The following is a 25,440-nucleotide window of genomic DNA, read 5'->3' as shown; positions in this document are numbered from 1 at the left end:
ATGAAGCCTCCAGGAATTGTGATGACCGAGCGCGTGGCATGAAAATCGCAAGGACATCTTCAGCACCGCAAATGAACGCGGCATCTGTTTCGAATTGGAACAGGTGCCCTGCGGGACGGAGACCATGTCATGAAGACGAATGCAAGCCGGGAGATTTACTCCTATTGGAACGACATAAGAGGTGATCGACCCGCACCTTTGCGCGGTGAGATCGATCCTTCGCAAATTCGTCAAGCACTGCCCGACCTTTTCGTGCTGACCGATCTTGGCGATGACGCACCGATCTTTCGCCTGACCGGTACGCGCCTTTACAATCTTTTCTCCCGCGAATTGCGTAACACGCCCTTTTCAGAGATGTGGCAACCAGATGCGGCCCTTGAAGCATGTCGCATTGCCAATGGCGTGCTCCAACACGAACGACCTGTTATTTTCGACCTCTACGCAGAAAGCGTGAGCGGCCACACGAGCCAGGAGTTCGAAATGCTGCTCTTGCCGCTGGAGGCCGAGGAGCATTTCCCTTCACGCCTGCTTGGGGCTCTCGTATCCGACCCGCCGCTCGCGGATTTCGGCCAACCCTTCCAACCGCTCGAACTGATCCGAAGCAGGCTGCTGGAAACGCCGACGTCTTACGGGCTGTTCAACCAAACGGAATCTTGCGCTTCACTCCACCGATCCGTTTTTNGTTGAGAATAAATGCGAGTATTCGTCGCTGACCAAAGAACGGTCTGTTAACTTGACCATTGTACATGAGAGAGATCATTCCTCTTCATGTGCCACTCATGTTCTCATCTCGGTCAACCACTGTCGCTTACGCTGCTCGTGTCTCTTCGGAGCCGAACTCTGTCGAGGTCGTTTCCGTTGGCCTGTCGGGCCGGTTGATGGTGCCTTCTCAGGAAGAATATGATTGCACCGCAAATGAAATGACCGCCGAGACGGCTCGCATCACATGTTTCGTTCGCCCCAGAANTGGTGATCGCATCATTGCCTATCTCCAGCATATCGGGCGTATCGAAGGCATCGTCAAAGCGCTGACGGCCGATGGCTTCACCATTGCCATCATGGCGACCGAACGCAAGCGTGAGAAACTGGCCGCGCAATTGGCGTGGGTCGCCAAACGTCAGGCTCTCGGCCTGCCGGAAGATCGCCGCCATGACCGACTGACACCGCGCAACCCGATTGCCGATCTCATGCTGAGCGATGGCAATATGACCCAATGCCGCATCATCGACCTTTCGCTTTCAGGCGCCGCTGTCGAGATCGATGTCCGCCCGGCGATGGGCACGAATGTGCGCCTTGGCAACATGGCTGGCCGCATCGTTCGCCATTTCATGGAAGGTGTCGCCATCGAATTCGATTCCGTCCAGTCACGCGATGCGCTGATCGAGTTTCTCTGACACTCCAAAATTTTCGCTCAATATAGCCGGCAGCGCCAAGCGTTAGCCGGTTTTTTTNGTGCCTTCAACTGGCCTCAGACCAAGGCTCATGCACAGTTCTTTCCTGAATCAGCATACGAAAACCCGCAAACAACCTGTGCCATTGTGGGAAAATGAAAATATTTTCGGAAANTAGCAGAAAAAATAGCTTCGAAACGGCACAAATAAGGCAATCAAAGGTGGAAAANTACATCCGTTGATTGATTTTGACGCATAGAAATCACATATAGGGGCGACGAAGTATAGTCAAAGAATAGTTTAAACGTGCCACCACCCCTCAAATTGGCATAGAGCCATTAACCAGTATGCTCCATAAACACAACTTTTACAATAACTTAGAGGAAATTAAGATTGAAATTTCTAATCGAAACGATAAAATTCTAATCAAATTTTCCTCAAATACAGATCAAAACTAGTTTAAATAAAGCGCTGTTTTTCCTAAATTTAACATCGAATTTGAGCGCCGTTATTTGCGCGCGGTCAAAATATCGCTGGCATTCTTCTCCTCACAACGGGGAGACAAGAAATGAAAAAANTCAGCCGTTTCGGATTTTTGATCGCAACATTGATCGCCGGTGCATTTGCGGGACAAGCAGAAGCATCGCCAGCCGCAGCAATGCGCATCATGGGCAAGGCCAACCCGCCGATTGGTCACTATGAATTCTGCCAGACATATCAGAGCGAGTGCCAGCCGACTTCTGCCGACAGAGGCCCGCTGAGACTGACGGAAGAAANCTGGAAGATGATCCTGGACGTGAACTACACGGTCAACACCACGATCACACCAATGACAGATATGGAAATTTACGGCGTTGAAGAACGCTGGGCCTACCCGACGACAGTCGGCGATTGCGAGGATTACGTTCTGCTGAAGCGCAAAATGCTGATGAACAAGGGCATCTCACCATCCGACCTGCTGATCACTGTCGTTCTTCAGCCGAATGGCTCGGGCCACGCGGTTCTCACAGTCCGGACAGACCGTGGCGACTTCATTCTCGATAACCTGCGCAACAAGGTCATGGACTGGTCCGAGACGGAATATACCTACCTGAAACGTCAGGACGCCGCCAATCCGGGCCGCTGGGTCAAGATACAGGATGGTCGCGCTGTGAACGCAGTGGCCGGTATCAATCAATAAGTGAGATTGGATAAGTAGCCCATTCTCAACGCATGCTTATGGCCGGTCAGTTCACCCCGTTGGACCAAACCGCGCCTGGAGCCGGTTCCGTTGCCCCGGACCGGCTCTTTTTTNCTTTTTTTACGAATGTCGTTTTCGCAAAATCGCTGTACACTTTTACGCGACGCGCTTTAGAGCAAGCCCAGTTCAGCCAGTTCGCGACGCAGATCGGACGGCAGATCGTCGGACATCCCAGATCCGCCAAGATCGCGCGGGGCTTCCTCCGTCTTCAGGTAGCGCCAGCCCTGAAAGGGACGTTTGGGCGCAGGCGAGGTTTCGATTACCTCCGGCCCAAGCACCAGGTCGCAACGGCTGATACCGTCTTCCCCCTTGAACGAGCGAACATCAAGAAGCGTTTGACGCGCCTGCACCTGGCCCTTGATGACCCAATAGAGCGAGCCGCCATCCAGCAACTCTTCTGCGCGTTTTGGAAACATGCGAGTGGTGTGGACGCTATGCGGTTCCAGACCCGCTGCAATCGCCGTGAGGGCGCGTCGGGAAACCCACTCCCGCAAATCCTCGATGGAGTCAGCGCCAACGCAAAGCTTGATAAGATTTAGAGACATGCGGCCTATCAAGGCGGTTTCGGCTCTTGCGTCAAGCATTGATAAGTTGTGATATTCAGCATTCCACCACATTAACGGCAAGGCCGCCTGTGGAGGTTTCCTTGTATTTCTCACTCATGTCGTTGCCGGTCTGGCGCATAGTTTCGATGCAGGCATCCAAGGGCACGAAATGCTCGCCGTTCCCTTTCAGCGCAAGCGATGCAGCCGTTACAGCCTTGACCGCGCCAAGCGCGTTGCGCTCGATGCACGGCACCTGAACCAGACCCGCAATGGGATCGCACGTCATGCCGAGGTGGTGTTCGAGCGCAATTTCAGCGGCATTCTCGATTTGAGCGGGAGAACCGCCCATGACCGCCGCCAAACCCGCAGCCGCCATGGCCGCTGCCGACCCAACCTCCCCCTGACAGCCGACCTCTGCGCCGGAAATAGAAGCATTATGCTTGATGATGCCGCCGATGGCCGCAGCCGTCAGTAAGAAGTCTCTGACGTCGTCAACTGTCGCATCGTCATGAAAATGGCGGAAGTAGCGAACAGTCGCCGGCACCACGCCTGCTGCCCCATTGGTGGGGGCCGTCACCACGCGACCGCCGGAGGCATTCTCTTCATTGACCGCCATGGCGTAGACGCTGAGCCAATCATTCGCCAGAAGCGGATTGAGCCGGTTGCTGCGCCATTCGGCATTCAGCTTGTCATGGATGGAGCGTGCACGACGTTTGACATTGAGACCGCCGGGCATGATGCCTTCGCCTTTGAGACCGCGCTCAATGCAGCCGTTCATCGCTTCCCATATCTGGTCAAGCCGCTCGTCCAGTTCCTGACGGGTGATGACCGTCTCTTCATTGGCGCGTTTCATTTGGGCGATCGTGCGGCCTGAACGTTCAGCCATCTCAAGCATCTGATTGGCATTGGCAAAGGGATAGGGAACCTTCGGTCCGTTATCGACGGTTTTACCGCGCTGGCGCATCGCCTCAAGCTCGGTGTCCGTTACCACGAAACCGCCACCGACCGAATAATAGATGCGTGTGAGCAGCATCCGGCCCTGCTTGTCAAAGGCCGAAAAAGTCATGCCATTGGCATGGCCAGGCAGCGGGTTCTTCTTGTCGAAGATCAGATCTTCAGCAGGTCGAAAAACATAAGGTGGATGACCTGGCGGCGAAACCCGGCCGGTTGTTTCGACATCGGCAACGATGCGATCCATCGCATCAGGATCGACCAGATCGGGCCGCTCCCCGTTCAGCCCCAGCACCACCGCGCGACCAGAGCCGTGCCCAATGCCGGTAANGGCAAGAGAGCCGTGCAGACTGACATTGATGGATGCCACGACGGCGCCTGATGGCCTCGGCCAATCGTCCGACAGAATTGTCTCGAGAAACCGGTTGGCAGCCGACATCGGTCCCATCGTATGCGAACTGGAAGGACCAATACCGATCTTGAACACATCGAAAACCGAAAGAAACATATCTGCCTGCCCTATGTATAGACGTATTGGACCAGTCTAGCCGAACCGGAAAAANCCGCCATGTCAAAATAGGCATGGACTACATCGACTGCGACATGCGGGCGTTACAAACGAAAACAGCACGGTTTCTGGGAAAAACCGTGCTGCAATATCTGAAANTTCAAAGAGAGATTTTTACGGGCTACCAAAAACGTAGGTCAATGCGAGAAAAGCGGCAAANCCTGCAAGTGCGCGAAATGTTACGGCCCAGCAGGATTTCTGTGCGGTTTCGTCCATGATTACTCCAGCGTGTTACTCTCGGGCCGTTCATGCGTCGGCCAGTGGGTGACCATTTATTAAAAACTTGTGACAAACGCAATTGCAAAAAACGGCTAAAGCAAGGCGTATTTGCCCACCTGCCATTCACTCACTGCATAGGTATAATAAAAAACAACGACTTACATGCCCATTTCGAAACAGGGCAGCCCTCACATGCGTCTCATTTNGGACCAAAGTGTAAAGACGGGATGAATTTGTTCATCATGAAGCAGCCAGGTGTGTATAAACCACCGCAAGGGCAGCGTTTTGGACGGATAGATTGTCAGTCATATTGAACACACTCAGCAACTGGATTATCCGGCATCGTGCATATTGGACGAACGTAAACTCCCATAAACGGTGACACATCATGCAGGCCACGCCTTCATCTTTTCCTGACCGCGAAACGGTCGCGTCGAAAATTGCCACCATGACTGAAGAAGATCAGGCTTGGCTGAAGCTGCTGTTGGAAAATGCGCTGCAGGAAGAAAATCTGCTGCAAGGCCTGCACCTGTTTCTGGACCAGCAATCGCAGGCGCGGTTCCTCAACGCCCTCAAGCTTGAAAAATGTGGCGAATGGTTCGGCAATAATGCACCTGCCCGCGTCCAGATCCGCCTTCACGAAGTCTCTAAAAGTAGCCAGCACGCAGCTTTCGCCGCGTTTCGGGCGGGACTGACGAAATCAGGTGGATTGGAAAAGGCCTACCCGAAGGCACCGATCTAACGTCGACTTAATCAGGCACCCTATCGACCACAGCGATGATCGGCCCCATGGGGTGCCACCAGTCCCGCCGCTTGGCGGCGGGTATATCGACGCTGGAAATGCTGCCATCGAGATAAAGCGCGTTTTGTGTATGCAGCCGATCGCGGAACAGCGTAGCGAAATCGTAGAAACGAACGGCATTTTCCGAAATTGCGAAATGCACGATACCATCGCCCGAAACGCCAACGCCGTTGCGGGTGTTCAAACTATCGCTTTCCGGCAGAAATCTCGGATGAAGCTTTCCATCAATGACCAGCATCGGGCCGGACTGCGTGGCAAANTCCGGCTTCATGTTGGCATTGAGATAGGCGCTGGTTTCCAGCACGCCCGCTTTTTNGCCCTCCATGAAGAAGACGCCATTGGGCTGCATATGGAAATTGCCCNAGCCGCCACCGGTGCTGATGGCATTGGTCTCGACACCGTTTTCGATATGAAGACCGACGGGAGACAAATCCCGGTGGTACATGCCGCCATTCATGGCAAAGGTCACGAAGCTGTGCTGCCTCCAGAGCGCAGAAGACAGAGCTTCGAACGAACCGTATGGCTTCCCGCTAACGTGATTCCACTGATAAAGCCGGATATTGCTCTTCGCCGGATCGAAGCTGCAAACCGTGTAGCGCCCGCCCATATGCTCCATAGCCTGACAGAAATCTGGCAGTCCCGCTGCACTCGCGCTTGTCGAGACTAAAAACGGTAGCAGGTATCTAATCAGCTTGCGCATCGTGCCTCGTGGCGAATCGATCTATTTTTCAAAAATGTAAATCGCTGGAGGAAGACGAGAATAAGGCCTTAGAGGACCGGATCACTGGTTTCAGAAAAATGGCTCTAAAAATGTGGCGACCATAAAAANGCCGACGAGTATATCGCCGGCTTTTNGCAAATTTTGAAAACGTTTAGTTTCAGCGCTTAACGGCGCGCTGCACGATCGACGCTTCGTCCGGCATCCTGTGTGCCATTCACAGTGCCTGCCACATCCTTGCCAACGCCGCGGATCGTGTTACCGCAAGAGCTCAGGGAAACTAGGGCGATAAGAACAGCGGCGGTGGCTGCGAAGAAACGTGTGGACATATTGAAACTCCCCTTAATGCCCGCGCACTCAGCGCAAGCGATCATCTAAATAGCGCGCAGAAAACGCAGAAGATTAAAACCGGTTCCGCATCGCACCAAAAAANTAATATGGCGCGATTACAAAGCCTGCGCGACATCCCTGAAGGCATTGCGAATGCTGTCTGCCACGGCCTGAACCGGACGAGTTGGCTTGTCCGCCAAAATAAGCCGAATGTCGAAACAACCAAGCTCCGGCAAGCCGTCCTTTTCACTCAAAATGACCATGCCGTTCTGCACATAGGATCGCGGCAGCGGAGCAATGGCGAGATCAGCCTCGATCGCCGCTTTTTGCGCCATTGTATGCCCACTGAGATACGCCACACGAAAACGACGATTTTGTTTTTCCAGCGAATTGATCGCTTCGGAGCGCCAGATGCAGCCATCTTCCCAGATGGAGATCGGCAAGGGATCCCGCAAATGCGCGGTGCCGCATTTCGCACCCGCCCAGACAAGTCGTTCCCGCATCAGCACTTCGCCAGTGTCGCGCAGCGGCAAGGACGCACAGTTGACGAGCGCCAGATCAAGCCGCCCTTCATCCATGCGCTTGTAGAGCTGCGAACTGTTATCGATGGTGACATCAACCATGATGGCGGGAAAAACCTCGGCAAATCGCTTGAGGATACCGGGCAGCAAACCACGTTCACCAATATCCTCCGGTGCTCCGAGACGTACGACACCGGAAAGTTCCGGCATAACGAACCGCGCTACCGCTTCATTGGAGAGCGCGATCATTCGCCGCGCATAGGTAAGCAGGGTCTCGCCATGCGCCGTCAGTGTCACAGAGCGCGCATCACGCAGGAAGAGCGTCGTCTTCAACTGCTCCTCAAGCTTCTTGATCTGCATGGAAACTGCCGATGGCGTTCGAAACACCACCTCGGCAGCGGTGGAGAAGTTGCCGGTCTCGGCAATCGCGACAAAGGTTCGCAGGATGTCGTTGTCCAACAAAGGCAGCGGCTGGCGGAAAGAAACTGTCATGAGACATGCCTTCAATTTTTCTGATCAATAGATCGATATCATTTCGTTTGATTGAATGTCAACGATCTCTCATTATTTCCAGACAGACACCGAATGAGTGCGCATGAAACATCACCGATTTCGATTGAATGCATTAAATTCATTTATTTGATTGATGATCAATCCGAGCGCATATCCATTTTGTCTGAAACAAAACGTGGAACATGAAGGAGTTCGAAATGACCACGATAACCCAGTTCAGCCAAAGGCCGCTTCGGTCACGGCTTCATCTCCTGCAATGGCCATCCTGGCTCGCAAGACTTGGCAATGATGCACTTTTGTCATGGCGTAAGAGACAGTCTCTGCGCGCCCTTGAAGCCTTACCCACGGACACATTGAAGGATATTGGATGGCCATCAAGCGACAACAAGCGCATGCGTATCGAAAAGAACTGATCGCTGCATCCTATAGGAAGTATGGCTCGCGAGATCTGATCTTGGCGAGCCATTTTTTNGCACTGCGGAACAAATACCCTGCCACCACATTTCCCCCTGCCCCAATCAAGCACGAGGATATCCATGGCCCAGTTCGGTTCCAGCATTTTACCCGGCGACTTCACCCGTCTCGGTGCGAATTTCGACGATGACGGCGTTAATTTNGCAATTTTCAGTGCCCATGCGGAACGGGTCGAACTGTGCCTCTTTGACGATAGCGGAAAGAACGAGATTGAGCGTATAACGTTGCCGGAGTTCACCAATGAAATCTGGCATGGCTATATTCCCGGCCTGAAACCCGGTGCGCTCTATGGATATCGCGTTCACGGCCCCTACGACCCGGAGAACGGTCACCGCTTCAATCCCAACAAATTGCTGGTCGACCCCTACGCACGCGAACTTGTTGGAGACATTGAATGGGGAACCGAACAGTTCGGCTACAAGCTGGACGCCGAAGACAAAGACCTCTCCTTCGATGAGAGCGACAGCGCCGCCAAGATGCCGAAGTGCCGTGTTATCGATCCCAACGACTATGATTGGGGCAACGACAAAAAGCCTGACGTTTCGTGGTCCAAGACGATTTTCTACGAGACTCACGTCAAGGGCTTCACCAAGCTGCACCCATCCGTGCCAGAGAGTTTGCGTGGCACCTATGAGGGTCTCGGCCACAAGGACATCGTGGATTACATCAAGAGCCTCGGCGTAACCTCCGTCGAACTTCTGCCGATCCATTCTTTCCCAGACGATTCGCACCTGCTGGAAAANGGCCTGAAGAACTTCTGGGGTTATAACTCGCTCGGCTTCTTCTCTCCCGCATCACGCTATTATGGTCCCAAGGGCATGGCTGGCTTCCGCGATATGGTGCGGGCCTTCCATGATGGCGGTATCGAGGTCATTCTCGACGTGGTCTATAACCACACCGCTGAAGGCAACGAGCTTGGACCAACCCTTTCGTTCAAGGGTATCGACAACTTCTCCTATTACCGCACCATGCCGGACAAGCCGCGTTATTACATAAACGACACCGGCACCGGTAATACGGTCAACACCTCCCACCCGCGTGTCCTTCAACTGGTGACGGACTCTCTACGGTACTGGGCCGAGGATATGCATATTGATGGCTTCCGCTTCGATCTCGGCACTATTCTTGGCCGTGAGCCGGAAGGCTTCGATCAGCGTAGCGGCTTTTTCGATGCTGTCGGTCAGGACCCTGTTCTTTCCAAGTTGAAACTGGTTGGCGAGCNATGGGACATCGGACCCGGCGGTTATCAGGTCGGCGGCTTTCCTCCCGGTTGGGCGGAATGGAACGACAAGTACCGCGATACGGTGCGCGAATACTGGAAGGACGAGGACGGCACTGCCGGTGATTTCGCCGCTCGTGTGTTGGGTTCCGGCGATGTTTACGATCTCCGCGGCCGCCGACCATGGTCGAGCGTGAACTTTATTACCGCGCATGACGGCTTCACCCTGAACGACCTCGTCTCCTACAATGAGAAGCATAACGATGCGAACGGCGAGGACAACAAGGACGGCCACGGTGACAACCGTAGTTTCAACTATGGTGTCGAAGGCCCGACCGACGACGACAATATCAACGCCGTACGCGATCGTCAGAAGCGCAATTTCCTTGCTACTCTATTGCTTTCACATGGCACGCCGATGCTGCTGGCAGGCGATGAGTTCGGCCGCAGCCAGATGGGCAACAACAACGGCTATTGCCAGGACAGCGATCTGAGTTGGGTTCATTGGGAAAACTTGCCCGACAGCGCGGAAACGTTGCGAGCCTTCACCACCAGGCTGATCGAGTTGCGTCAGGCGCATTCGATCCTCAGACGTGAGAACTGGCGTGACGGCACACACGCAACATGGCTCAACCCAGGCGGCGGCGAACAGACTAAGGAACAGTGGGAGGATCTTGGCAGCACGTCGCTCGGCCTGCGCCTGACGCGTGACAAACAGGATGACGCAGAGGAGTGGCAAGACGTCTTGATCCTGTTCAATCCATATGACGGTGCCGTCGAGTTCAAACTGCCTGACGCCGACCATGGCTGGATGACGGAACTGACGACCGCAGACCCGCAGGCAACCACCAACAATATTGCCAACGGGGAAATCTACACCGCCGAAGGCCGCAGCCTCGTCTTGCTGCGCGCCGCTTGAGACAGCATCAAAACAAAAAACGCCGGAGGAAACTCCGGCGTTTTTNGCGTTTCAAGGCTGGCTGAACTGCATTCCCGCTACGAGGATGCTGCGCTTTTTCCTTGTTTTTGCTTTGCTGGAAATGGCAGCGCGAAGAGCAAAGAAGATATCGTCGAAGTGGTAGGGTTTGCTGAAGAAGCGGACGTCATCCGGCAAATCCAGCGCGTCTGGCGCATGTCCCCCGGAAGTGACGATGACTGGAATATGCTCCTGACATGTTTCGAGCATGCGGATCAGATCTAGGCCAGACAACCCGCCTGGCATATCGATGTCGGTTATAACGGCGGAAATATGTGGCACCTTGCCGATGATGGCGACCGCCTCCAACACGTTCGACGCTTCCAGAACGGTATAACCCGCTTCTTCCAGAGCATCCGTCAGCGCAAATCTGATGATCGGTTCGTCTTCTACGACCAGTACGGTCAGGCCAGCTTCATGCATACGCAATACTCCGCTTAAAGGCACCGGACAGGAAACGCATCCCGCTTGCACGAACCGCGTTTCCGAAACGAATGAAGGAGCGGCGATATCAAGATGTCCGCCTCTTCCGTTACGTCAACAGAACGCGCAATCGGCAATATCGCTCAGAGGCTGCGCTTAAAAATTGAAAACAATATTAATAAAATGCAAAACATCAGTTTTAGCTCATAGATGCGACCTTGTTTAGCCGCAACTGAATTGACGTATATCAAAAGCAGCGCACGCTCACGTTTCTTTGACAGCAGAACATCAACGTCGTATCTTGCTCCGAAACCGTCGTAAATGAGATATACAGCGGAACATTTCCAAGCAAGGAATTGTGTTTCCGCAATGGAGCATGGTCGCCGTGAGCAAAACTCCTCCTAAGAAGCGTCTCGTTGTTTTTTTNATGGTTCCGCAGTTCACTATGCTGCCCTTCGCGGCTGCGGTAGAAACGCTTCGAATTGCTAACCGAATGCTGGGCTATCCCGCTTACGAATGGCGGCTCGCATCCGTCGATGGCCAGAAGGTCGCCTCTTCCAACGGCATCGCACTGGACGCCAGTACGTCTCTCGCGGATGAGCGAAAATATGTCAGCGGTGAGAACCGACCCAGCATGGTGCTGATCTGTTCCGGTATCGACATCGAGCAATACAGCAACAAGTCGGTCAATGCCTGGCTGCGTGAGGCCAACAATCGCGGCATTGCCGTCGGCAGCCTCTGTACGGGCGCACATGTGCTGGCCCAGGCAGGCCTGCTGAATGGCAAGCGCTGTGCGATCCATTGGGAAAACCTGCCGGGCTTTTCCGAAGCCTTCCCGCAGGTCGAAGTCTATGCCGACCTCTACGAGGTCGATGGCAACATCTACACCTGCGCCGGAGGCACCGCCTCCCTGGACATGATGCTCAATCTGATTGGCCAGGATTTCGGTGAAAACCTCGTCAACCGTGTGTGCGAACAGCAACTGACGGACCGGGTGCGTAACCCGCAGGACCGACAGCGCCTGCCGCTGCGCGCCCGTCTTGGCGTGCAGAACGACAAGGTTCTCTCAATCATCGAACTGATGGAAAGCAATCTATCCGAACCGCTGTCCCTGCTCGACATCGCAGATGACGCGGACCTTTCACGCCGACAGGTGGAGCGGCTTTTCCGTCAGGAGATGGGGCGCTCTCCTGCCCGTTACTATCTGGAAATCCGGCTGGACCGGGCGCGTCATTTGCTGGTGCAATCCGCCATGCCCGTGGTGGAAGTGGCCGTTGCATGCGGTTTCGTTTCAGCTTCGCACTTCTCGAAGTGTTATCGCGAAATCTACAATCGCACTCCGCAACAGGAACGTGCGGAGCGCAAACTGGTGATGAGCGCATCACGCATGGCCGCTGCCGTCCCCAGCCAGGGAAAGCCCGTCCATTAAGGTTGAAAAGGACGAACCGCCGCAGCCAGATCTTCGGCGGTCATTCCAGGCCCAAGTTCCCGCGCGATTTNCCCATGCAGCCATACAGCGGCAGCGGCCGCTTCAAAGGCTGGAACGTGCTGCGCCAGAAAACCACCCGCAATGCCTGCCAGCACATCCCCTGAACCGGCAGTGGCGAGGTACGACGGAGCATTGGCGTTCACCGCCGCGCGTCCATCAGGCGCAGCTATCACCGTATCTGCACCCTTATAAACGATGACGGCGTTGCTGAGCGCCGCAGCGGCCTGCGCTTTTTCGACTTTGCTGAGGTTCGAATCTGCCGCGATTTCTGGAAACAAACGACCAAATTCGCCCTCATGTGGCGTGAGAATGCGTGGAGCATCGCTGGCAAACAGATCGAAAAGCTGCTGCGGCCGATCCCTAAATGCGGTGATACCATCGGCATCCAGTACGAGAGCTTTGTCTTTCAAAAGTGAAACGAAACCACGCGCCTTTTCGACATCACCGAAGCCCGGACCGAGAACATATGTGCCGTGCCGCTTATCATCTCGCCAAGCTAACAACTGCTCTTCGCTGTCCATGGCCGATACCATGACGGCCGTGAGCGTTGTTGAAAGGACTGGTATTGCCTCATGCGGCGCTGCGATCGTAACGATACCTGCACCGGCGCGAAAACCTGCAATCGCCGCCATCCGCGCCGCGCCTGTTGCATGAGAGGGGCCGGAAAACACCGTCAGGTGTCCCCGCTTGAACTTGTGGGTGTCTTCGTCGCGTTTGGAGAAGGCATCCATCCATTGGGCAGGATGATTTTCAACGATCAACCCGCAATACTCTCTCAGAATTCGATGCGGAATGCCGATATCGAAAACTTCGACTGAGCCGCAGAGCGTGCGGCCCGGCATCAAAACATGACCCGGCTTGCGCGCCATGAATGTCACGGTAACCTGTGAATGAAATGCGCGCCCGAGCGGAACACCGCGCCGTCCGCAAAGCCCGGACGGCAGATCGATGGCGATAACGGGAATGCCGGCGGTCTCGACTCTGTCGATCACGGCGTCCACACCATCAGGGACATCGCGAGACAGGCCCGCGCCGAAAATGGCGTCGATCACCACGTCGCCAGCTTGTGGACGGTAGTGATCAAGCGGCTCCGAGGATATCTCCAACGCGTCGAAAGCCTGCTTTGCGACGCCTTTCAGCTTTGCCACATCGCCAAACACGTAAACGGCAACATCGGCACTGCTCTCCAACAAAGCCCGCGCCGCCACGAACCCGTCACCGCCATTTTTGCCGATGCCACAAAGGGCAACATAACGGATGGCCTGTGGATAATGTTTGAGCGCGGATGCGGCAACCGCCTGTCCCGCTCGCTCCATCAGCGACGCGATGGAAATGCCGCTTTTTTCTGCAGCAGTGTCGATGCGATTCATCGCGATAGGGTCAATCAAAGCGTGTCTGGTGGTGAATGTCATGAAGGCAATTCAGCGCAAAATCTTACAAAAGGCAATCGACGCAAAATTAGGCATAACGAAGTGCATAAAATAAGGTCAAATGAGCAAAAANTAGCCACTCATATCCGTGACCATGCGCCATGAGAGCAGGTTGGAGATTTGGCAAANTCGTGAAAAANTCATCGTGCCTGTTCATCAGAACGCTATTTNAGTTCACGAAAACAGGGGAAGACGTGCCAAAATTAGCTTCGCACAACCATTTTTCGAAGTTTTTTTATTCAAAGCGGCTTCCGATCTGGCACGATACGTGCATTCTTGTGACAGAGCGGAACTGACCGCTTTAACGGAATAAGCGGAGAGATATTTTCTCATGAAAANGATCGAAGCGATCATTAAGCCTTTCAAGCTCGACGAAGTGAAGGAAGCCCTTCAGGAAGTCGGACTTCAGGGAATAACGGTTACGGAAGCTAAGGGCTTTGGTCGTCAAAAAGGCCATACGGAACTCTATCGCGGCGCAGAATATGTCGTAGACTTTCTGCCGAAGGTAAAAGTCGAAGTCGTGCTCGCGGATGAAAATGCGGATGCCGTGATTGAGGCCATTCGCAACGCGGCCCAGACAGGCCGTATCGGCGACGGAAAGATTTTTGTTTCCAACGTCGAAGAAGTCATTCGTATCCGTACGGGTGAAACAGGCGTCGACGCCATATAAAAAGACTGAACCCGGGAAAGCCGGGGCTTCACCTTGTTATCAAAACACTCAAGGAAAAGTTTCAAATGACGACCGCAAACGATATTCTGAAGCAGATCAAGGACAACGACGTCAAGTTCGTAGACCTGCGCTTTACCGACCCCAAGGGCAAGCTGCAGCATGTCACGATGGACATTGCCTGCGTGGATGAAGACATGTTCGCCGATGGCGTCATGTTCGATGGCTCCTCCATCGGCGGCTGGAAGGCCATCAACGAGTCAGACATGGTGCTGATGCCAGACACGGCAACCGTTCACATGGACCCGTTTTTCGCCCAGTCCACAATGGTCATTCTCTGTGACATTCTCGACCCTGTCTCGGGCGAAGCCTACAATCGCGACCCACGCGGCACCGCCAAGAAGGCCGAAGCCTATCTCAAGGCATCCGGTATCGGCGATACGATCTTCGTCGGCCCCGAGCCTGAATTTTTCGTCTTCGATGACGTGAAGTACAAGGCCGATCCATACAACACCGGCTTCAAGCTGGATTCGTCCGAGCTGCCGTCCAACGACGACACCGACTATGAAACCGGCAACCTTGGCCACCGTCCCCGCGTCAAGGGCGGCTATTTCCCAGTTCCGCCAGTCGACAGCCTCCAGGACATGCGCTCCGAAATGCTGACCGTGCTCGGCGAAATGGGCGTTGTCGTTGAAAAGCATCACCACGAAGTCGCAGCCGCACAGCATGAGCTAGGTGTGAAGTTCGACACGCTGGTGCGCAACGCCGACAAGATGCAGATCTACAAATATGTCGTGCATCAGGTGGCCAACGCCTACGGCAAGACAGCAACCTTCATGCCAAAGCCAATCTTCGGCGATAACGGTTCGGGCATGCACGTTCACCAGTCCATCTGGAAGGGCGGCAAGCCGACCTTCGCTGGTGATGAATATGCAGGCCTGTCCGAGAGCTGCCTGTACTACATCGGCGGCATCATCAAGCATGCCAAGGCAATCAACGCCTTCACCAACCCGACGACCAACTCCTATAAGCGTCTGGTGCCAGGCTACGAAGCACCGGTTCTGCTGGCCTACTCCGCCCGCAACCGCTCTGCCTCGTGCCGCATTCCTTTCGGCTCCAACCCGAAGGCAAAGCGCGTCGAAGTCCGCTTCCCTGACCCAGCCCAGAACCCTTATCTCGGCTTTGCCGCGATGCTGATGGCTGGCCTTGATGGCATCAAGAACAAGATCCATCCTGGCAAGCCGATGGACAAGGATCTCTACGATCTGCCGCCGAAGGAACTAAAGAAGATTCCAACGGTGTGCGGTTCGTTGCGTGAAGCACTCGACAGCCTCGACAAGGATCGCAAGTTCCTGACCGCTGGCGGCGTCTTCGATGACGACCAGATCGATGCCTTCATCGAACTGAAGATGCATGAAGTCATGCGCTTCGAAATGACACCGCATCCTGTCGAATTCGACATGTACTACTCGGCTTGATCGAGAAAACAAAAAAGGCGCCTTTCGGGGCGCCTTTCTTTTTGCTTAGCCTATTGCCGAGTGACTGAAGAAAATGCGGGATCGACACCAAATATCTTGATATTTTCCATTCAGACCCCAAATTGTGTTGGGAAAGGATGTGCATGCCATGAAACAAAGAGACGCAAAATTTACCATTGGCGAGGTTGTTCGTCACAAGGTGTTTCCGTTCCGCGGTGTGGTATTCGACGTGGACCCGGAATATGCAAACACCGAAGAGTGGTGGAACGCCATTCCGCAGGACATACGCCCGGATCGCGACCAGCCGTTTTATCACCTGCTGGCAGAAAACGATGACACCGAGTATGTCGCCTACGTGTCGGAGCAGAACCTCGTTCATGACGAGAGTGACCAGCCGCTTCGCAACCCCAATATTTCCCGCATATTCGACACCACTCCCAATGGTGAGCTGCGGGCGAAGTCAGCAATGACGCATTGATCTACTGAACGAACATATAGACAACAAAAANCCGGCCTGAAATTTCAAGCCGGTTTTTTATTGTCTGAATGATTAGTTTGCAGGCTTGGACTTTGCAGCGTCCTGAGCGGCTTCGAGCTTCTTGCGAGCTTCTTCAGCCTTCTTCTGCATGCCTTCCTGCAACGAACGCTGGCTTTCTGCAAGCTGGGACTGCGTGATAGGCTGGCCATCATAAGCACCGGTGAAGCCGGACAGGGCAATCTTAATCGGGTTTGGCGCGCGACGGAAGTTGATGGAGGTGAACACGATCTCCGTGCCCTTCTTCATGCTGGCAATCATCGCATCCGTCAGAGGTACTTCAGCCGTGCACTTGTCTGGAAGGCAAACAGCGTAATCCAGCTTCTGGCCCTTGGCACCATCGATCTGCATCATCACGCCGGGTGGCAGAAGACGCGCCGTTGGTACGGAAACCTGAAGCAGCTTGCGGTTGACCTTGCCTTCGACGCTGATGAGGCCGACAGCCGTGATCATCTGGCCGTTCTGCGCGAGAACAACGTTCTGCACGACGCAAACATCATTGTCTTCCTGCTTGCTGCATGTCTTGAACCAGCCGAGCGGTGGTGCGCCAGCGCCTCCGGCAGCCGCCTGCTGGGCCTGCGACACGACAGGTGCAGACACGGCACCCAGAGAAACAACAACAGCAGCCAAGGCTGCGCGGGTGATTGTGTTTGCGGTTGGCATCATAACAGTTCCGTCTCCTAAATTTTTATGTGAAGCAGAACGGTACGAACTGCTTAACATCACCGGTATCCGTCTGCCCGTTCCACTGTCTTTTAAATGAGGCAAATGCGTGACCCGACTGTTTCGGCAACTCTGTTACATCCCGCTGGGCGCGATATCCAGCACTTCTTTGACTTTTTGTTGAAGGCCGACAAGTTTTCCGTCGTCCGATGCCTGCCATAGTCGTGTGTGATACATTCGCGCGGGAATCAATACAAGGCGAGCGGTCTCGCGTCAAAGCGACATACCGTGATTAGATAGCCAGAATGCGACAGGACATTAACATGCGAAGCCTTTTGGCGTTCATCCCCGCCCTTCTTTTTTCAGGTCTGGCGCTGGCGGAACCTCTTCATGGAATTTCGATGCATGGGACACCTGCCCTGCCCGCAGATTACAAGAGCTTCCCCTATGTGAACCCTGACGTGAAAAAAGGCGGTCGCGTTTCCTACGGTGTAGTCGGCACCTTTGACAGCCTAAATCCCTTCATTTTGAAGGGCATGCGCACAACGGCACGCGGTGTCTGGGACCCGGAATTCGGCAATCTCTTGTATGAGCCGCTGATGCAGCGCTCCGGCGACGAACCGTTCTCGCTCTACGGTCTGCTTGCGGAAACCGCCGAGTGGGACGACGACCGCACATACATTCAGTTCAACCTCAACCCCAAGGCAAANTGGCAGGACGGGCAACCGGTCACGCCAGAAGATGTGATCTTCACCTTCAATCTTCTGAAGGACAAAGGCCGCCCGCCATTCAACAGCCGCCTGAACGGGGTGGCAAAANTGGAGAAGATCGGCGAGCATGGCGTTCGCTTCACCTTCAACGAAAATGCCAACCGCGAAACGCCGCTGATTCTCGCTTCCTCGACGCCGATCCTGCCGAAACACGCCATCGACCCCGCTACCTTCGAACAGAGCGGTCTGGGCCCGGTTGTCGGCTCTGGTCCATACCGAATCAAATCCTTGCGTCCCGGAGAGCGGGTCATATGGGAGCGGGACCCTGATTACTGGGGCAAGGATGTGCCATCGAAGGTCGGCTTCGACAATTACGACGAAATCAGCATTCTCTATTTCCTTCAGGTCACCACCATGTTCGAGGCCTTCAAGAAGGGCGATATCGACATCTACCCCGAAGGAGATGCCATCAACGGATCTGCCGACACGTCCCATTGGGGACAGGCCTATAATTTCCCGGCAGTGCATCGCGGCGACATCGCGAGAGACATTTTCGAACCACGAATGCCATCGGGCATGTTCGGCCTCGTCTTCAACACCAGAAAATCCATTTTCGCGAATGAAAAGGTGCGTGAAGGCCTGTCTTTCGCGCTCGATTTNGAATGGATGAATCGCAACATCATGGGCGGATCGTTCAAACGCACGCAGAGCTACTACCAGAACTCGCCGCTCGGCGCTTTCGGCAATGCCGCCGATGCACGAGAGCTCGCCCTGCTTGGCGATGCAGCCAAGAAGCTGCCGCCAGAACTGTTGGCCGGCACCTACGCCATGCCGGTTACCGATGGTTCAGGTGCTGACCGCACCGTTTTGAAACTGGCTGTCGATACGCTGAAAGACGGTGGCTATACGATCAAGAACGGCAAGATGACGAACGCGCAAGGCCGCCAGCTCTCGTTCGAGATCATGACACAGAACCCGGCGCAGGAACGGATCGCACTTGCCTACCAACGTTCGCTGCGGCTGATCGGCGTCGACATGGCCATCCGCTCGGTGGATGACGGGCAATATCAGGCGCGCTCAAACAGCTTCGAATACGACATGATCATCCGCTCACTGCCATCCTCCCTTTCACCGGGTGCCGAACAGTTGAACCGTTGGGGATCAGCCTCACGTGATGCCAACGGCAGCTTCAACTATGCAGGCGTTGCCGACCCTGATGTGGACCGCATGCTGGAGGCGCTTTNGCAGGCACGTTCCACGGAGGATTTTCAGGCGGCGGTACGGGCCTATGACCGGCTGCTGACGGCCGGGCATTATATTATTCCGCTGTATCACATCGGCGCGCAGTGGGTGGCCCGCTGGAAATATATTGCCCGCCCGGAGATAACACCAATGGTCGGCAACCAGAAACAGACATGGTGGGATGCTCGCGTTCAGTGAACGCCCACACGGTTCTCTTTTGGTAACGTCTTGCGCATGGTCGGCAACGCCCCTAGATGGGGCAGGTATTCAAATTCTGAAAGGAAGCACCATGCAGCGTATTGTTATCGACGTCGTCTCGGACATGGTTTGCCCCTGGTGCTACCTAGGAAAGGCGCGNCTCGATCTCGCACTGGCTGAAGTTATGGATGAAGTCAGCGTCGACGTGAACTGGCGTCCCTACCGCCTCAACCCGGATTACCCGTCAGAGGGCGTCGATCAGAAGGCCGAGTTGGAAAAGAAGCTCGGTGGCAAGGAAAAGGTCGAGCAGGCGCATGAAATGCTGACACAGCTTGGCAAGGAAGTCGGCATCAACTTTAACTTCGACGCCATCAAAGTCGGTCCGAACACGCTGGATGCACACCGTCTGTCGCTGTGGGCACATGCGGAAGGTCGTGAGTTTCAGGACAAGGTCGTAAACGAACTGTTCCGCGCCAATTTCGAAGAAGGCCTCAACATTGGCGATCACGCCGTGCTGGCTGATATCGGTGAAAAAGCCGGAATGAACCGGGATGTGGTCACCAAGCTGCTCAGCTCCGATGCCGACAAAGAGACGATTGTCGCGGAAATCGATGCCGCTCAGCAAATGGGCGTTGCCGGTGTTCCCTTCTTCATCCTCGACCAGAAATATGCGGTCAGCGGTGCGCAGAGCAAGGAAGTACTGATTAATGCATTGCGGGATATTGCCAGATTGAAGCTGGAAGAGCATAGGGCAATGAACTGATTGGCAGCGCAATATCGCTGTCGATTTCCGGCCCCTAATAGCTTGGTGTTTCTGTGTCCGATAGCACGTTGAAGGGCATTTTNGCTCGCATTTGCAGCCTTTGCGGCTTACGCTTGGAGCGATGCGAGCGTGAAGCTCATAGAAGGGCAATTATCGCCCATTCAGTCTGCCTTCTTCGGCGCATTGTTCGGGCTCTGCGCCCTGCCCTTCATTCGCAAGCGCAATGACGACTGGCGCGATATCGTCCGCACCACCAACCGCCCCCTATGGCTGCTGCGTTTCGTGACATCCGGCCTCGGTGCCATCACCTCGGTCACCGCTTTCACCCATCTCTCGATGGCCGAAGCCTTCGCGCTCATCTTTCTGCTGCCTGCCTTCGTCACCATTATGTCTGTCCTGTTTCTGAAGGAGCAGGTCGGCATAAAGCGCTGGTCTGCCGTCATCATCGGCTTTGCTGGCGTGCTGGTGATTCTGAGACCCGGTTTCCGCGAGCTCTCGACCGGCCATTTCGCAGCCATCGTTGCGGGTCTGTGCGGTGCGATTTCCATCGTCATCTTCCGCGCCATGGGGCCATCGGAAANGAATATCTCACTTTATGGTGCGGGCTTGCTTGGAACGCTGGTGATTTGCGGCGTGGCGATGACATCGTCCTTTACGCCACCCAATGCCGAACAATGGATGTTTCTGGCCGGTTACGGGCTACTCGGTGCTCTCGCTAATGTGCTTATCATGTATGCGGCGAAATACGCGCCTGCGGCAGTGATCGGACCCACTCAATATAGTCAGATGCTGTGGGCCATCCTGTTCGGTTATCTGATTTTCGGCGATCACGTCGATGGCTGGATGCTGGTTGGCATTGCCCTCATCATCGGTTCAGGGCTGATCACGCTCATCCGTGAGCGGCAAAGACACGTTACGTTGCCAACGTCGATTGCGGCGGCAGACCAGAATGTTGCCATCGCAATGACTCCGGAGAGCAATGGGGAAAAGGCGGACTGATCAGCCCGCCCTCGGCACACATCAATCGCAGACACGCACTCGATACATGTCGCCGTAGCCATCCTGACGCCATGCAAGATGGCAGCGAGGATAAACGGGTTCATAGGCGACCGGCGGGCCGTAAACCGGTTGACTGTAAACCGGTGTGTAACCATACCCGGGCGAGCCGTAATAGTGGTGAGATGCCCCAGCGATAAGCGCACCTCCGACGATTGTTCCGGCAATACCGGCAGCCAATCCGCGCCCGAAATTGTTACGTGCTTCTGCCTGACTGGTGGTGGCAATTGTGGTGCCCGCAATTGTCAAAGCAACCAGACCAGCGGTGACGAACCTGTTCATGGTGGTCAACATAGTCCTGCTCCTTCGTTCAACGGCTGTCGGCGAAAAATGCCGAGCCGATAAAGCCAAGACTATGCCTCTCAATCCTACGGCCAGATGTCCGTTTGATTAAATCGCCGTAAGAAACGGCGACCCTTTATTCGTCAGGATTTCGCCAGTTCTGCCAGCTGCGTCATCACCATGGCAGCCCCCGCCAGACGCTTCTCCGGCGTCGGCAGATCACGGGTCAGGAACACGCTGTGGTCAGGCCGGATCTTGGCCATGGAGCCCTGCTTGGCGATATAGCCGACCAGTGCTGCCGGGTTAGTGAATTCCTTGTTGCGGAACTGCACGACGACGCCTTTCGGGCCAGCATCCAGCTTTTCGACATTGGCGGTTCTGCACAGCGACTTGACGTAGACGATCTTGAGCAAGTGCTGCACTTCCTTCGGCAACGGACCGAAGCGGTCGATCATTTCGGCACCGAAGCCATCGATTTCGTTCAGATCGGTCAACTCGCCAAGGCGGCGGTAAAGACCCATGCGCAGATGCAGATCGGGCACATAATTTTCCGGGATCATGACCGATGTGCCGACCGAGATTTGCGGCGACCAGCCGGTGTCGATGACATCGTCCTCACCCTTCACTTCGGCCACGGCCTCCTCCAGCATTTGCTGGTAAAGCTCGAAGCCGACTTCCTTGATGTGGCCGGACTGCTCTTCACCCAGCAGATTGCCCGCGCCGCGAATATCCAGATCGTGGCTGGCAAGCTGGAAACCGGCGCCCAGCGTATCGAGTGATTGCAGCACCTTCAAACGGCGCTCAGCCATCGTTGTCAGCACCTTGTTGACCGGCAGCGTGAACAGCGCGAAAGCGCGAACCTTGGAGCGGCCCACGCGACCACGCAACTGATAGAGCTGCGCCAAGCCAAACATGTCGGCACGGTGGACGATCAGCGTATTGGCCGTCGGCACGTCCAGCCCGGATTCCACGATGGTGGTAGAGAGCAGCACATCATATTTGCCGTCATAGAAGGCGTTCATGATGTCTTCCAGCTCGCCCGCCGCCATCTGGCCGTGGGCCACCGCTACTTTCAATTCCGGCACATCCGATTGCAGGAAGGCGTGGATATCGGCGAGATCGGCAAGACGTGGGCAGACATAAAAACTCTGGCCGCCGCGATAATGCTCACGCATCAACGTTTCGCGGATGACCAGCGCATCGAATGGCGAGATGAAGGTGCGCACCGCCATGCGGTCCACCGGCGCAGTGGTGATCAGCGACAACTCGCGAACGCCGGTCATCGCAAGCTGAAGAGTACGCGGAATGGGCGTGGCCGAAAGCGTCAGCACATGCACGTCGCTCTTCAGTTCTTTCAGACGCTCTTTATGCTTCACGCCAAAATGCTGCTCCTCATCGATGATGAGAAGGCCGAGATTGGCGAAATTGATGCCAGCACCGAGCAGCGCATGCGTGCCGACGACGATATCCGTCTTGCCTTCGGCCACTTCCTTCTTCGTCAGCGCCAACTCTTTAGCGCCGACGAGGCGCGACGCCTGCTGAACGCGAATCGGCAAGCCACGGAAGCGTTCGGAGAAGGTGCGGAAATGCTGGCGTGCCAACAGTGTGGTCGGCACGACAACGGCTACCTGAACGCCGTTCATGGCAGCGAGGAACGCGGCGCGCAGCGCCACTTCCGTCTTGCCGAAACCAACGTCACCGCAGATCAGGCGATCCATCGGGCGACCTGCACCCAGATCGTCGCGAACGGAATCGATTGCATTCTGCTGGTCTTCCGTCTCGTCATAGGGGAAACGGGCGGCAAATTCGTCGTAAAGGCCATCGGGCGCAATAAGCGTCGGCGCGTGGCGCACCATGCGCGCGGCTGCAATACGGATGAGATCGCCCGCCATATCCAGCAGGCGCTTTTTGAGCTTGGCCTTGCGCATCTGCCATGCGCCGCCACCCAGCTTGTCAAGATTGGCTTCCGCCGCATCCGAGCCGTAACGCGAAAGAAGATCGATGTTTTCGACCGGCAGGAAAAGCTTGGCCTCATCGGCGTAATGTAACTCAAGGCAATCACGCGGCGCACCCGCCGCCTCGATGGTGCGAAGACCGACGAAGCGACCGATACCATGTTCGGCGTGGACGACCAGCGAACCCTCGTCCAGACCGGCGACTTCAGAGATGAAATCCGCACCGCGCTTGCGACGCTTGGATTGGCGCACCATGCGGTCTCCGAGAATATCCTGCTCGCCGATGACGGCAAGATTGCCGGTTTCGAAACCCGCTTCGAGGCTCAGAACCGCAGCAGCGGCCTCGCCCTTGCCAAGCTTTTCAATCTCTTTGAACGACTGGATGGTCTTGATATTCTCAAGCCCGTGCTCGTTCAGCACCTGCAACATGCGGTCGAGCGAGCCCTCAGACCAGCCGGTGATCAGAACCTTCCAGCCCTTGGAGCGGCGCTCCGCGATATGCTTGACGGCANGCGTGAACACATTGACGCGCTCTTCGCTCTCACTCTCCGTCTGCGACTTTGCCCAGCGCGGACCGACATGGGCGTCCAGCGTGGCGACCGGCTTGTCTTTCGAATCCTGCTCGTTGAAGGGTGTCAGGCGCACCGCGTTGACGGCATTCAACGCCTCGTCAAAGCTCTTGCCGCCAAGATAAATCTGGCTGGGCGGTACAGGCTTGTAAGGTGCGCCCTGCGTTGCGCCCTTTGTCTGGCCGGAGGTTTGGCGCGCGTCGAAATAATCATGCACCAGCTTGGAGCGCTCAACGGCGGCTTCGCGGGCTGTGTGGTCGGTGACGATGCGGAAACCCTTGAGATAATCGAAGGCCGTTTCCAGCTTTTCGTAAANCAGGGGTAGCCAGTGCTCCATGCCGGCATAACGGCGGCCCTCGGATACGGCCTGATACAGCGCATCGTCCCGCGTCGCAGCGCCGAACATCGACAGATAGTTCTTGCGGAAGCGGCTGATCGTATCCGGCGTCAGCGTCACTTCGCTCATCGGGCTAAGGTCGAGCGACCGAGCCTGACCAATGGTGCGCTGGCTGGCGGGATCGAAGGTGCGGATGCTTTCCAGCGTGTCCCCGAAGAAATCCAGCCGCACCGGCTCTTCCGTCCCGGGAACGAACACGTCGAGAATGCCACCGCGCAGGGCAAATTCACCCACTTCGCGCACCGTCGCCACGCGGTCGAAACCATTGCGCTCCAGCCGGGCAGCAATGTCTTCCATACGGATCTGGTTGCCGGGCTTGGCCGAGAAAGCGAGGCTCTCGATGACATCGCGCGGTGCCATCTTTTGAAGCATGGCATTTACGGTAACAAGAACGATGGCAGCATGCGGTTTTTTCTGATGGTGGATGAGACCGGACAGGGTGGCAAGACGGCGAGCCGATACATGCGCGCTGGGCGACACACGGTCGTAAGGCAGGCAATCCCAGGCGGGCAATGACAGAACGGGGATGTCAGGCGCAACGAAGCCGAGCATCTGCTCCAGATCGGCCACGCGCTGGCCATCGGACAGCACATAGGCAACAGGCGTGCCCTGTCGCGCCAGATCAGCCAGAAGAAACGCTTCCGTGCCGGTCGGCACATTTCCAATGGTCAACGGCGTATCGGCCGATGCCACCAGCCTGACATCGAATCCGGCTATCATTTNGAGCTGTGTCCATTCTGCGCAGTGACCAGATCGAAATCCGGGCGGTAGGAGATGATCGTGTGGAACAACGGCGTCTGGAATTTTNCAGGGATAGCCTGCGCACCCGTTACCATCTGCACGAGGTCCTGATCTTCCTCGTCCATGATGATTTCAAGCTCGTCCAATTGCTCTTCCGAAAGGTCCGCAATGTTCTCCTCCGCGAACTGGCCGAGAACAAGGTCCATTTCCCTGATGCCGCGATGCCAGCACCGATAAAGAATCCGCCTGCGCCTCGGATCGAGGTCAGCGCTTGTGCGCACCAGTCCTGTCATCGCATTCACCTGTTTGTTGACTTGGCCTTTCCTATAGAACAGGACAGGAACGATTGGGAACCGGTTTTTATCGAAATATTGC

Annotated in this window: 23 protein-coding genes and 1 pseudogene; 13 read left to right on the top strand and 11 right to left on the bottom strand. The window is 55.4% G+C overall.

Translation table 11 applies throughout. The annotated features are described in order from the left end of the window. Positions 1-129: 129 nt before the first annotated feature. The 3 genes from CUC55_RS02420 to CUC55_RS02410 all read left to right on the top strand — a co-directional run bounded on the left by CUC55_RS02420 (position 130) and on the right by CUC55_RS02410 (position 2,571). Positions 130-687, top strand: coding sequence for a PAS domain-containing protein (locus CUC55_RS02420; RefSeq protein WP_103086868.1), 558 nt, complete (start codon positions 130-132; stop codon positions 685-687). 92 nt (positions 688-779) lie between these two features. Further along, entirely contained in the window at positions 780-1,394 is a 615-nt protein-coding gene (locus tag CUC55_RS02415) for a PilZ domain-containing protein (protein WP_103086867.1), read from the top strand. A 565-nt stretch (positions 1,395-1,959) separates the two neighbouring features. Beyond that, complete coding sequence (locus CUC55_RS02410) at positions 1,960-2,571, top strand: transglutaminase-like cysteine peptidase (protein WP_103086866.1); 612 nt, start codon at positions 1,960-1,962, stop codon at positions 2,569-2,571. 170 nt (positions 2,572-2,741) lie between these two features. Here CUC55_RS02410 and CUC55_RS02405 read toward each other — a convergent pair whose 3' ends face one another. Then, on the bottom strand, positions 2,742-3,176 hold the full coding sequence (locus tag CUC55_RS02405; protein WP_067652822.1) for a DUF1489 family protein: 435 nt from the start codon (positions 3,174-3,176) through the stop codon (positions 2,742-2,744). A gap of 55 nt (positions 3,177-3,231) precedes the next feature. Further along, a complete protein-coding gene (locus tag CUC55_RS02400; RefSeq protein WP_103086865.1) occupies positions 3,232-4,635 on the bottom strand; it encodes an L-serine ammonia-lyase in 1,404 nt (467 codons plus the stop codon). Between the two features lie 667 nt (positions 4,636-5,302). On the opposite strand from CUC55_RS02400, the gene CUC55_RS02395 reads away from it, so the two are divergent. After that, entirely contained in the window at positions 5,303-5,656 is a 354-nt protein-coding gene (locus tag CUC55_RS02395; protein WP_067652682.1) for a hypothetical protein, read from the top strand. Positions 5,657-5,663: 7 nt separating this feature from the next. Here the strand turns inward: CUC55_RS02395 and CUC55_RS02390 are convergent, their stop codons facing one another. From CUC55_RS02390 to CUC55_RS02380, 3 genes are all read right to left on the bottom strand, one after another. Next, the gene (locus CUC55_RS02390; protein WP_103086864.1) at positions 5,664-6,416 is read right to left on the bottom strand and encodes a phosphodiester glycosidase family protein; all 753 of its coding nucleotides are present in this window, start codon (positions 6,414-6,416) and stop codon (positions 5,664-5,666) included. 185 nt (positions 6,417-6,601) lie between these two features. Continuing rightward, positions 6,602-6,763, bottom strand: coding sequence for an entericidin domain-containing protein (locus tag CUC55_RS02385; RefSeq protein WP_067652676.1), 162 nt, complete (start codon positions 6,761-6,763; stop codon positions 6,602-6,604). A 117-nt stretch (positions 6,764-6,880) separates the two neighbouring features. Continuing rightward, positions 6,881-7,777: a LysR family transcriptional regulator gene (locus tag CUC55_RS02380; protein WP_067652674.1), complete on the bottom strand. Its 897-nt coding sequence runs from the start codon at positions 7,775-7,777 to the stop codon at positions 6,881-6,883. A gap of 218 nt (positions 7,778-7,995) precedes the next feature. On the opposite strand from CUC55_RS02380, the gene CUC55_RS02375 reads away from it, so the two are divergent. Both CUC55_RS02375 and glgX read left to right on the top strand, forming a co-directional pair. Next, positions 7,996-8,211: a hypothetical protein gene (locus CUC55_RS02375; protein WP_157940896.1), complete on the top strand. Its 216-nt coding sequence runs from the start codon at positions 7,996-7,998 to the stop codon at positions 8,209-8,211. A gap of 123 nt (positions 8,212-8,334) precedes the next feature. Then, positions 8,335-10,410, top strand: coding sequence for a glycogen debranching protein GlgX (gene glgX / locus CUC55_RS02370; protein ID WP_103086862.1), 2,076 nt, complete (start codon positions 8,335-8,337; stop codon positions 10,408-10,410). Positions 10,411-10,461: 51 nt separating this feature from the next. On the opposite strand, the gene CUC55_RS02365 is transcribed toward glgX, so the two are convergent. Next, complete coding sequence (locus CUC55_RS02365; protein WP_067652670.1) at positions 10,462-10,890, bottom strand: response regulator; 429 nt, start codon at positions 10,888-10,890, stop codon at positions 10,462-10,464. A 376-nt stretch (positions 10,891-11,266) separates the two neighbouring features. Between CUC55_RS02365 and CUC55_RS02360 the strand changes: the two genes are divergently transcribed. Next, complete coding sequence (locus CUC55_RS02360; protein WP_425352711.1) at positions 11,267-12,319, top strand: GlxA family transcriptional regulator; 1,053 nt, start codon at positions 11,267-11,269, stop codon at positions 12,317-12,319. Here CUC55_RS02360 and CUC55_RS02355 read toward each other — a convergent pair. Continuing rightward, a complete protein-coding gene (locus tag CUC55_RS02355; RefSeq protein ID WP_103086861.1) occupies positions 12,316-13,791 on the bottom strand; it encodes an NAD(P)H-hydrate dehydratase in 1,476 nt (491 codons plus the stop codon). The genes CUC55_RS02360 and CUC55_RS02355 overlap by 4 nt on opposite strands. A gap of 349 nt (positions 13,792-14,140) precedes the next feature. On the opposite strand from CUC55_RS02355, the gene CUC55_RS02350 reads away from it, so the two are divergent. From CUC55_RS02350 to hspQ, 3 genes are all read left to right on the top strand, one after another. Next, positions 14,141-14,479 carry a P-II family nitrogen regulator gene (locus CUC55_RS02350; protein ID WP_103086860.1) on the top strand — a complete coding sequence of 113 codons (339 nt, stop codon included), beginning with the start codon at positions 14,141-14,143 and terminating at the stop codon, positions 14,477-14,479. A gap of 65 nt (positions 14,480-14,544) precedes the next feature. Then, positions 14,545-15,954, top strand: a complete 1,410-nt coding sequence (gene glnA, locus CUC55_RS02345) for a type I glutamate--ammonia ligase (protein ID WP_067652664.1) — start codon at positions 14,545-14,547, stop codon at positions 15,952-15,954. A 148-nt stretch (positions 15,955-16,102) separates the two neighbouring features. After that, on the top strand, positions 16,103-16,432 hold the full coding sequence (hspQ, locus tag CUC55_RS02340; RefSeq protein ID WP_067652662.1) for a heat shock protein HspQ: 330 nt from the start codon (positions 16,103-16,105) through the stop codon (positions 16,430-16,432). A gap of 72 nt (positions 16,433-16,504) precedes the next feature. Here the strand turns inward: hspQ and CUC55_RS02335 are convergent, their stop codons facing one another. Continuing rightward, on the bottom strand, positions 16,505-17,155 hold the full coding sequence (locus CUC55_RS02335; RefSeq protein WP_067652660.1) for an invasion associated locus B family protein: 651 nt from the start codon (positions 17,153-17,155) through the stop codon (positions 16,505-16,507). Positions 17,156-17,475: 320 nt separating this feature from the next. Between CUC55_RS02335 and CUC55_RS02330 the strand changes: the two genes are divergently transcribed. From CUC55_RS02330 to CUC55_RS02320, 3 genes and pseudogenes are all read left to right on the top strand, one after another. Further along, complete coding sequence (locus tag CUC55_RS02330) at positions 17,476-19,302, top strand: extracellular solute-binding protein (RefSeq protein WP_103086859.1); 1,827 nt, start codon at positions 17,476-17,478, stop codon at positions 19,300-19,302. Between the two features lie 91 nt (positions 19,303-19,393). Continuing rightward, complete coding sequence (locus tag CUC55_RS02325; protein ID WP_067652654.1) at positions 19,394-20,065, top strand: DsbA family oxidoreductase; 672 nt, start codon at positions 19,394-19,396, stop codon at positions 20,063-20,065. A gap of 53 nt (positions 20,066-20,118) precedes the next feature. Next, positions 20,119-21,064 (top strand): annotated as a pseudogene (locus CUC55_RS02320) (DMT family transporter). Between the two features lie 21 nt (positions 21,065-21,085). On the opposite strand, the gene CUC55_RS02315 reads toward CUC55_RS02320, so the two are convergent. The 3 genes from CUC55_RS02315 to CUC55_RS02305 form a co-directional block, all read right to left on the bottom strand. Further along, positions 21,086-21,415: a hypothetical protein gene (locus CUC55_RS02315; RefSeq protein WP_067652650.1), complete on the bottom strand. Its 330-nt coding sequence runs from the start codon at positions 21,413-21,415 to the stop codon at positions 21,086-21,088. A gap of 131 nt (positions 21,416-21,546) precedes the next feature. Further along, positions 21,547-25,044: a transcription-repair coupling factor gene (gene mfd / locus CUC55_RS02310; protein ID WP_103086858.1), complete on the bottom strand. Its 3,498-nt coding sequence runs from the start codon at positions 25,042-25,044 to the stop codon at positions 21,547-21,549. Further along, positions 25,041-25,358 (bottom strand): FAD assembly factor SdhE, encoded by a 318-nt coding sequence (locus CUC55_RS02305; RefSeq protein ID WP_103086857.1) that lies wholly within the window; start codon positions 25,356-25,358, stop codon positions 25,041-25,043. Before CUC55_RS02305 ends, mfd begins: the two co-directional genes overlap by 4 nt. Between the last annotated feature and the right edge of the window lie 82 nt (positions 25,359-25,440).

It is taken from the genome of Agrobacterium bohemicum (assembly GCF_002896715.1).
In the GTDB taxonomy this organism is placed as follows: Bacteria; Pseudomonadota; Alphaproteobacteria; order Rhizobiales; family Rhizobiaceae; genus Agrobacterium; species Agrobacterium bohemicum.
Note: the sequence above shows the minus strand (reverse complement) of the source record. Positions and strands in the feature narration are given on the sequence as shown.